Origin of the sequence: Sphingomonas sp. DC5200-1, from assembly GCF_049897245.1 — a bacterium.
In the GTDB taxonomy this organism is placed as follows: Bacteria; Pseudomonadota; Alphaproteobacteria; order Sphingomonadales; family Sphingomonadaceae; genus Sphingomonas; species Sphingomonas aquatilis.
Map to the genome: position 1 here is coordinate 57,827 of NZ_JAFCVW010000014.1, position 6,342 is coordinate 64,168.

The 6,342-nt window shown below is 60.9% G+C and carries 8 protein-coding genes; 5 read left to right on the plus strand and 3 right to left on the minus strand.

Annotated features, from left to right (window positions below; genetic code table 11):
* Positions 1–6 precede the first annotated feature (6 nt).
* The 3 genes from ACP7A3_RS19245 to ACP7A3_RS19255 form a co-directional block, all read right to left on the minus strand.
* A complete protein-coding gene (locus ACP7A3_RS19245; protein WP_232252464.1) occupies positions 7–708 on the minus strand; it encodes a ZIP family metal transporter in 702 nt (233 codons plus the stop codon).
* A gap of 169 nt (positions 709–877) precedes the next feature.
* Positions 878–1,408, minus strand: a complete 531-nt coding sequence (gene msrA, locus ACP7A3_RS19250) for a peptide-methionine (S)-S-oxide reductase MsrA (protein ID WP_197939360.1) — start codon at positions 1,406–1,408, stop codon at positions 878–880.
* Positions 1,409–1,445: 37 nt separating this feature from the next.
* Positions 1,446–2,756, minus strand: a complete 1,311-nt coding sequence (locus ACP7A3_RS19255; protein WP_426257263.1) for a bifunctional alpha/beta hydrolase/OsmC family protein — start codon at positions 2,754–2,756, stop codon at positions 1,446–1,448.
* Between the two features lie 213 nt (positions 2,757–2,969).
* On the opposite strand from ACP7A3_RS19255, the gene ACP7A3_RS19260 reads away from it, so the two are divergent.
* The 5 genes from ACP7A3_RS19260 to ACP7A3_RS19280 all read left to right on the plus strand — a co-directional run bounded on the left by ACP7A3_RS19260 (position 2,970) and on the right by ACP7A3_RS19280 (position 6,239).
* Positions 2,970–3,845: a LysR family transcriptional regulator gene (locus tag ACP7A3_RS19260; RefSeq protein ID WP_197939358.1), complete on the plus strand. Its 876-nt coding sequence runs from the start codon at positions 2,970–2,972 to the stop codon at positions 3,843–3,845.
* A 152-nt stretch (positions 3,846–3,997) separates the two neighbouring features.
* Positions 3,998–4,441 carry a peptide-methionine (R)-S-oxide reductase MsrB gene (gene msrB / locus ACP7A3_RS19265; RefSeq protein ID WP_066781578.1) on the plus strand — a complete coding sequence of 148 codons (444 nt, stop codon included), beginning with the start codon at positions 3,998–4,000 and terminating at the stop codon, positions 4,439–4,441.
* Between the two features lies 1 nt (position 4,442).
* Entirely contained in the window at positions 4,443–4,982 is a 540-nt protein-coding gene (msrA, locus tag ACP7A3_RS19270; protein WP_197939357.1) for a peptide-methionine (S)-S-oxide reductase MsrA, read from the plus strand.
* Positions 4,983–5,112: 130 nt separating this feature from the next.
* A complete protein-coding gene (locus ACP7A3_RS19275; protein ID WP_197939356.1) occupies positions 5,113–5,817 on the plus strand; it encodes a glutathione S-transferase N-terminal domain-containing protein in 705 nt (234 codons plus the stop codon).
* Positions 5,814–6,239: a CorA family divalent cation transporter gene (locus ACP7A3_RS19280; protein WP_426256935.1), complete on the plus strand. Its 426-nt coding sequence runs from the start codon at positions 5,814–5,816 to the stop codon at positions 6,237–6,239. Before ACP7A3_RS19275 ends, ACP7A3_RS19280 begins: the two co-directional genes overlap by 4 nt.
* Positions 6,240–6,342 lie beyond the last annotated feature (103 nt).

A 6,342-nucleotide genomic window follows, 5' to 3' on the forward strand; every position in this document is an offset into this window, starting at 1 on the left:
GCGTGCTCAATGCTGCGCGATTAGGTAGGCGGCCAGAAAGCCAAGGACCGTGATAAGCCCGATGAACGGAGGCGCATTCTCGAAGGCTTCCGGGATCATGGCTTCGGCGAGCATGGCCAGTACGGCACCAGCGGCGAATAGGAGGATGGCAGGCTCCTGCGCCGATGCTGATCCGAGCAGGAAGTTTCCAACACCTGCCGCGATCGCGATTATAAGCGGTATCCCGATCCATATCGTGTAGATGTATGTGCGAGACCGGCCGGCCAGCTTCATGCCTGAGGTGCTCGAGAGTCCCTGAGGCACGTTCGCCAGAAAAAAGCCTACGATTACGGCCAGGCTGATCGCGCCGCCGCCGGCGACCGACATCCCGATTACCAGGGCCTCAGGGATGCCGTCGAGCACGCTGCCCACGGCGATCGCAGCTCCACTGCCATGACGCTCCGCTTCGTTGGGTTGCTCGACGCACTCGCCACAACGCTTTCGGTCCCTCGCCCCGCGCCTAGCGAGGTACCAGTTTATGCCGCTGAAAATCCCCGCACCTACTGGCAAAGCGATGGTCGGCCATGTAGCCGCCCCGCCCGCATGTGGTCGAACGACGAGTTCCGTGGCGATCACGGCAAACAAGACACCGCCCCCGAACCCCATGATGGCGGAAACCATCCGATGACTGAGTTTGCCAGATAATGCATCTGCAACGATCGCGCCCAAGAGCAAGCCGCTGCCAGACACTAGCCCCCACATGCCGGCAACGACGAACTCAGGGACGGGTGTCATAGGTGATCCCACCGTCGCAGCCTCCTTCAACAAACATCGACTTGCCAGCTGGCGCGTTCAATGGCGCTGTGATGTGCCAGCAGGTCGTGGCTTGGCCGCATCATCAGCGCGATCGGTCGAGGCGCCACGTGGGACGCGCGAAGTGGCAGCTATACCCCCTCGGATGTCGCACTAGGTACTTCTGGTGCTCCGGCTCTGCCTCCCAGAATGGCTCCTCGGGATTGATCTCGGATAAGACCGGCCCGGGCCATCGACCCGATGCCTCGATATCCTCGATCGTTGCCAAGGCGACCTCCATCTGACGCTTGTCGGTATAGAAGATGGCGGAGCGGTAGCTTGGGCCGACGTCGCTGCCCTGTTGTTCGTACGTCGTCGGGTCGTGGATCTGGAAGAAGAGTTCCAGCAGGGAGCGATAGCTCAGAACGGCGGGGTCGAAGACCACCTCCACCGCCTCTGCGTGGCCATGATGATCATGGTAGGTCGGGTCTACCGTTTCACCGCCGATGTACCCGACGCGTGTCGAGACGACTCCCCGCTTTTGCCGCAGCAAATCTTCCATGCCCCAGAAGCATCCGCCGGCGAGTATCGCTCGTTCCGTCGGGTTTGCTTCGCTTTCGACAGACGGGTCGCTCACAGATCCCTCGCTTCTGGGTCGGCTCGAATCCTCTTGATCATGCCGCCGGCTCGGAACTTCGCTTGGGTAAGGGTGCGTCGACGAGGTCGGTCTGGACATCTGATCCACGGATCAGCGTGAGGTCGACGGGGCAGCGGTCGGCGATCTCGAGAATGCGCGCGCGCTGCTCCTCATCCAGAGGTCCTTCAAGGACAATCGTCCGAGTGAACCGGTCTGGAGGCATCATGTCCGCCACCTTCTTGTGCTCAACCCTCGTGCTCGCTCGTTCGAGCGGAAAGCCTTTGCGGTTTGCATAGAGGCGCATCGTCATCACCGTGCAGGCAGCGAGGCCGGCGGAGACCAACTCATATGGCGAAAGACCGCTCCCTAGTCCGCCGACCGATGTCGGCTCGTCCGAGTAGATCGAATGCTTGCCGCTGCGGACCTTGAGCTGGAACTTGCCCGCCAGCGTCTCGATGGCCTCGACTCCATCGGCAGCCTCAACCTGCGGAAGATCGGCCACGAGGGGTGGCAGGTAGCGGTTGGCCCAGGTGGCGACCATGGCGGATGCAAAGTTCGCGTCGGCGGCATCTGCAAGAAGGTGATCGGCCGCATCGAGCGATACGAAGCTTTTCGGGTGCCGAGCAGCGACGAAGATGCGCGACGCATGCTCGACCCCAACCACCTGATCGAGGGGGGAGTGCAGGACGAGTAATGGACGACGGAGCGCAGCGACCGCCTTTTCTACATCCACCTGTTCGACGGCGTCGACGAAGCTGCGTCGGATGAGGAAAGGCCGGCCGGCAATGTCGACCGATGCCTCGCCTTCGCGTCTGATCGTGTCGAGATCGCTGGCGTTGAAGACCTTGAGGATGTGCTCGAGTTCCGCCGGCGCGCCGATGGTCGCCACGGCGACGATGTCCGGCAGATCGGTCGCAGCCATCAGAGCAGCGGTTCCACCTAGGCTATGTCCGATAAGAAGGGCGGGCGTCATCCCCGCGGTCGTCATCGCCCTTGCCGCTGACTTGAGATCCGTCACGTCCGCGGCGAAATCCACTGCCTCGCCTTCGGCGCCGCCGACCCCAGTGCCAGCAAAGTCAAATCGCAGGACGCCGATCCCTGCCCGTGACAGTGCGCGGGAAATGTGGACAGCCGCTCGGCTGTCCTTCCCGCACGTGAAGCAATGAGCGAAGATCGCCCATCCGCGAGGAGTGCCTTCCGGAGACTCTAGGAGCCCGCTGAGAAGCTTGCCCTCTCCGTTCTCGAACGTGAACTTCGCTGCAGGCACGTCGATACCTCCCAGAACATATGAGCGCGCCGTTCCAACCCGGAACTCCGCATTCCTCCGCCATTCAACGATCTCCCCCACCCGCGAGCCGGGGCGAGCATTGCCTCGGCTCTACCGTTGGGCCGGGCAGCACCTTGCATGGGCACCAGTCACGACAGGACATACCTTTTATATGCGTCGCGCATATAGACAACCCCTAACCGGCAAACTATATGCGTCGCGCATACTTCTCCGCTCCGGTCGGTCGAAGACGGATCTGCGGAGGTAGTCGAGAGAGACATGGGCCGAGGGGTGATGGAACTCAATCAGGTCAGCTATTTCATAAACTTGGCTGAGACGCTGAATTTCACCGAGGCTGCTCGGTTAAGTGGCGTGTCGCAGCCAAGCCTGACGCGTGCCATTCGTCGCCTGGAGGAAGAACTCGGCGGGGCACTGATCTATCGGGACGGAAAGAACAGTCGGCTCACGGGCCTCGGCCAGGATGTTGAAGCGGAATTCCGTCGTATGCTCTTGGCGTTGAGGAGCGTGCGCGATCACTCTGAGAACTGGACGATGGGGCGCCACCGCGTGCTTGACATCGCTGTCGCGCCGACCGTCGGACCGAAAAGGTTTGCATCTTTTTTCGAGGGTGCCCTGGAGGAAGTCCCGTCCATCGAGATCAGACTGCATTCACTTCAGTCGGGCGAAGACTCGTCGGAGGTCCTATCCGGCAAGTATCACGCGTGTATTCTTCCGCGGGAAGTTCGCCCAGATCGGAAGCTCGATGTTCGACCGCTCTTCCAAGAGCGCTTCGTACTCGCCTGCGCAGTGAGTCACCCGTTGGCGGCAGCGGAAATTGTTCGTGGGGACGACTTGGCGAAATTCCCTTTGGTCGATCGGCTCAACTGCGAGTTTCGCGACCAGATACGAGAGCACTTTGCGCGGCGCGACGTAGTGATGCGCCCGCGCTTGCGTTCAGACCGCGAAGACTGGGTCCACCGCATCGTTGCCGAGGGTAGCGCGATATGCATCGTCCCGGAGCGGTCAGCCGCAGAGACCGGCCTCGTTACACGGCCTATCGAGGGTTTCACGTTGGAAAGGGAGGTGGTGATCGTGACTGTTTCCGGATCGACGGCGCCGGTTGAAATCCGGAAAATCGCGCAGCTTGCGGCGCGACATGAGTGGCGGTGAGCCGCATCAATCAAAGCGGCGAGGCTATGGAAACTATGCGCACGACGTATTGGATAAGTACGTATGCGGCTGCGATAGTCGACTAGATGACACATCAGCCATGCTGATCGTTTTGCGCCTAAAGTTCTGGACTTAGCATTGGAGGTCTAATCATGAAGTTTGAGAAAACACAGGCCGCAATCGATCGCCTGACCCCTGAGCAGCGTCGCATCACTCAGGAGCACGGCACCGAGAGGCCGTTCACGGGTGAATACAATGACAACAAGGAGCCGGGGATCTACGTCGACGTTGTTTCGGGTGAGCCACTGTTCGCATCCACCGACAAGTTCGATTCACGCTCCGGCTGGCCAAGCTTCACAAAACCGATCGTCCCTGCGCATGTCAACGAAGTGCGGGACAGCTCCCATGGGATGACAAGGACCGAGGTCAGGTCGGTGCATGGTGACAGCCATCTCGGCCACGTCTTCCCGGATGGCCCCGCCGACCAGGGCGGCCTGCGCTACTGCATCAATTCGGCAGCGCTCCGCTTCGTCCCCCGCGATGAGATGGAGGCCGAGGGATACGGTGAATATCTCGATCAAGTAGAGGAGGTTTAACATGCATCAGCGCGCAGTTCTCGCTGGCGGCTGTTTCTGGGGTATGCAGGATCTGATCCGCAAGCAGCCGGGCATCATCTCGACCCGCGTGGGCTACACCGGCGGCGACGTCCCCAATGCCACCTATCGCAATCACGGCACGCATGCCGAGGGGATCGAGATCACCTTCGATCCCGAGGTGACGAGCTACCGGAACATCCTGGAATATTTTTTCCAGATCCACGATCCGACGACGAAGGATCGTCAAGGCAACGACCGCGGAGCCTCCTACAGGTCTGGCATCTACTATGTCGACGAGGAGCAAAAGCGCATCGCCGAGGACACGATCGCCGACGTGGATGCATCGGGGCTCTGGAATGGCAAGGTCGTCACCGAGGTCGAGCCCGTGGGCGACTTCTGGGAAGCCGAGCCGGAGCATCAGGACTACCTCGAGAAGCGGCCGGGCGGTTACACGTGCCACTTCGCACGACCCGACTGGGTGCTTCCAAAACGCCAGGACGCCGGCGGTGCGCACGGCGCGGCTACGGCACAGGCGGACTGATCGAGCGGATCCACGCTCCTTCATAGCATCAGCAGTTCCCTTCGTGGTCGCGTCGCCATGCGACCTGGCCACGAAGGGATGATCGTTCTGACAGTCTGTTGGACCGGCTTATTTCGAGAATTGCAGCCGAATGCCAGATCTCTCCTCATTCCCGATCGCGCAGCGGTGGCCAGCAGCGCATCCTGATCGCCTGCAGCTGTATGCGGCACCGACGCCCAACGGCGTCAAGGTTTCGATCATGCTTGAAGAGGTCGGTCTGGCATACGAGCCGCACTTTGTAGACATCTCCAAGAACGAGTCGAAGGACCCCGCGTTCGTCACGCTCAATCCGAACGGCCGCATCCCGGCGATCATCGACCCCCATGGGCCAGGCGGCGTGCCGATCGGCGTGTGGGAGTCCGGAGCGATCCTCGTCTACCTGGCGGAGAAGAGCGGAAAACTCATGCCGACCGCGCCTGAGAGGCGGTATGACACGCTCGCCTGGGTTTTTTTCCAAGTGTCGGCAGTCGGACCGATGTTCGGTCAGTTGGGCTTCTTCCTGCGCTGGGGCGGCAAGGACTTTGAGGACCGGCGTCCTCTGCAGCGCTTCGCGGACGAGTCCAAACGCCTACTCAGCATCCTGGATCGCCAGCTAGACGGGCGTGACTGGATCGTAGGCGAATACTCCATTGCTGATGTGGCGACGCTCGGCTGGGTGAACGCGCTCGTCACGTCATACAATGCCGGCGGACTGCTGGAGTACGAGACCTTCTCCAACATATCTGCTTGGCTTAAGCGCGGGCTAGCGCGGCCGGCGGTACAACGCGGCCTTCTCGTTCCGGAGAGACCCGCATGACCGTCATAGCAAGCTATTACTATAACGAGGGGAAACGCGTAAAAAAGGTCGCGATCGATGAGCGTATAGCCCATGACAACAGCCGCTCGGGCTTTTGTTGGATCGGGCTGAGTGAGCCGACAGCGGGGGAGCTTCGCTCCTTACAGGAAAGCTACGGCCTCCACCCCCTTGCCGTCGACAACGCGATGCACCCGCAATGTCCTCCGAAGCTCGAGGTATATAACGACGAACTCTATGTCGTGGCCAATACGGCTGAGCTGGACGGGGACCGGATACGCTACGGCAAGACAGCGATCTTCACCGGTCACAACCACCTCATTACGGTCCGGCACGGTACGCCTGGTGCGTTGGGAAATCTTCGAGAGCAGCTTGAAGCGTCGCCAGCGCAATTTGGCAAAGGCGTCGACTGCCGATTCCGATGAAGCCGCCCCTCGTTTCCGAGATGATTGCGCCCCTTCGTTCCGAGATGATGTCGCCCCCCCGGAGACAGGGCCGTGCTGGCTACGTCTGTTGTTATTTCGTTCG

Excerpts from the sequence above, each read along its gene's own strand:
- ACP7A3_RS19260 (WP_197939358.1), top strand. The coding sequence starts at position 2,970 with ATGGAACTCAATCAGGTCAGCTATTTCATAAACTTGGCTGAGACGCTG.
- ACP7A3_RS19280 (WP_426256935.1), top strand. The coding sequence starts at position 5,814 with ATGACCGTCATAGCAAGCTATTACTATAACGAGGGGAAACGCGTAAAA.
- ACP7A3_RS19275 (WP_197939356.1), top strand. The coding sequence starts at position 5,113 with ATGCCAGATCTCTCCTCATTCCCGATCGCGCAGCGGTGGCCAGCAGCG.
- msrB (WP_066781578.1), top strand. The coding sequence starts at position 3,998 with ATGAAGTTTGAGAAAACACAGGCCGCAATCGATCGCCTGACCCCTGAG.
- msrA (WP_197939357.1), top strand. The coding sequence starts at position 4,443 with ATGCATCAGCGCGCAGTTCTCGCTGGCGGCTGTTTCTGGGGTATGCAG.